This window comes from Vreelandella lionensis (assembly GCF_044543515.1).
Taxonomy (GTDB): Bacteria; Pseudomonadota; Gammaproteobacteria; order Pseudomonadales; family Halomonadaceae; genus Vreelandella; species Vreelandella lionensis.
On record NZ_JBITWC010000048.1, the window covers coordinates 1 to 1,613 of the forward strand.

General features: G+C 55.2%; 1 rRNA gene. It reads left to right on the top strand.

Annotation, left to right across the window (positions count from 1 at the left end):
- The first annotated feature begins 29 nt into the window (after window positions 1-29).
- A 16S ribosomal RNA gene (locus tag ACIGG6_RS18185) occupies window positions 30-1,564 on the top strand.
- The last annotated feature ends 49 nt before the right edge of the window (window positions 1,565-1,613 follow it).

Sequence of the window (1,613 nt, forward strand, 5' to 3'; positions counted from 1 at the left end):
GAGTGACACGTAAGGATCACAATGATTTTAAACTGAAGAGTTTGATCATGGCTCAGATTGAACGCTGGCGGCAGGCCTAACACATGCAAGTCGAGCGGTAGCACAGAGAAGCTTGCTTCTTGGGTGACGAGCGGCGGACGGGTGAGTAATGCATAGGAATCTGCCCGATAGTGGGGGATAACCTGGGGAAACCCAGGCTAATACCGCATACGTCCTACGGGAGAAAGGGGGCTCCGGCTCCCGCTATGGGATGAGCCTATGTCGGATTAGCTAGTTGGTGAGGTAACGGCTCACCAAGGCCACGATCCGTAGCTGGTCTGAGAGGATGATCAGCCACATCGGGACTGAGACACGGCCCGAACTCCTACGGGAGGCAGCAGTGGGGAATATTGGACAATGGGCGCAAGCCTGATCCAGCCATGCCGCGTGTGTGAAGAAGGCCCTCGGGTTGTAAAGCACTTTCAGCGAGGAAGAACGCCTAGCGGTTAATACCCGCTAGGAAAGACATCACTCGCAGAAGAAGCACCGGCTAACTCCGTGCCAGCAGCCGCGGTAATACGGAGGGTGCAAGCGTTAATCGGAATTACTGGGCGTAAAGCGCGCGTAGGTGGCTTGATAAGCCGGTTGTGAAAGCCCCGGGCTCAACCTGGGAACGGCATCCGGAACTGTCAAGCTAGAGTGCAGGAGAGGAAGGTAGAATTCCCGGTGTAGCGGTGAAATGCGTAGAGATCGGGAGGAATACCAGTGGCGAAGGCGGCCTTCTGGACTGACACTGACACTGAGGTGCGAAAGCGTGGGTAGCAAACAGGATTAGATACCCTGGTAGTCCACGCCGTAAACGATGTCGACCAGCCGTTGGGTGCCTAGCGCACTTTGTGGCGAAGTTAACGCGATAAGTCGACCGCCTGGGGAGTACGGCCGCAAGGTTAAAACTCAAATGAATTGACGGGGGCCCGCACAAGCGGTGGAGCATGTGGTTTAATTCGATGCAACGCGAAGAACCTTACCTACTCTTGACATCCTGCGAATTCGGTAGAGATACCTTAGTGCCTTCGGGAACGCAGAGACAGGTGCTGCATGGCTGTCGTCAGCTCGTGTTGTGAAATGTTGGGTTAAGTCCCGTAACGAGCGCAACCCTTGTCCTTATTTGCCAGCACGTAATGGTGGGAACTCTAAGGAGACTGCCGGTGACAAACCGGAGGAAGGTGGGGACGACGTCAAGTCATCATGGCCCTTACGAGTAGGGCTACACACGTGCTACAATGGCCGGTACAAAGGGTTGCCAACTCGCGAGAGTGAGCTAATCCCGAAAAGCCGGTCTCAGTCCGGATCGGAGTCTGCAACTCGACTCCGTGAAGTCGGAATCGCTAGTAATCGTGAATCAGAATGTCACGGTGAATACGTTCCCGGGCCTTGTACACACCGCCCGTCACACCATGGGAGTGGACTGCACCAGAAGTGGTTAGCCTAACGCAAGAGGGCGATCACCACGGTGTGGTTCATGACTGGGGTGAAGTCGTAACAAGGTAGCCGTAGGGGAACCTGCGGCTGGATCACCTCCTTAAACGATGCATCATCCCTCGCGGTAAGCGCTCACAATGAATTACCTGGTC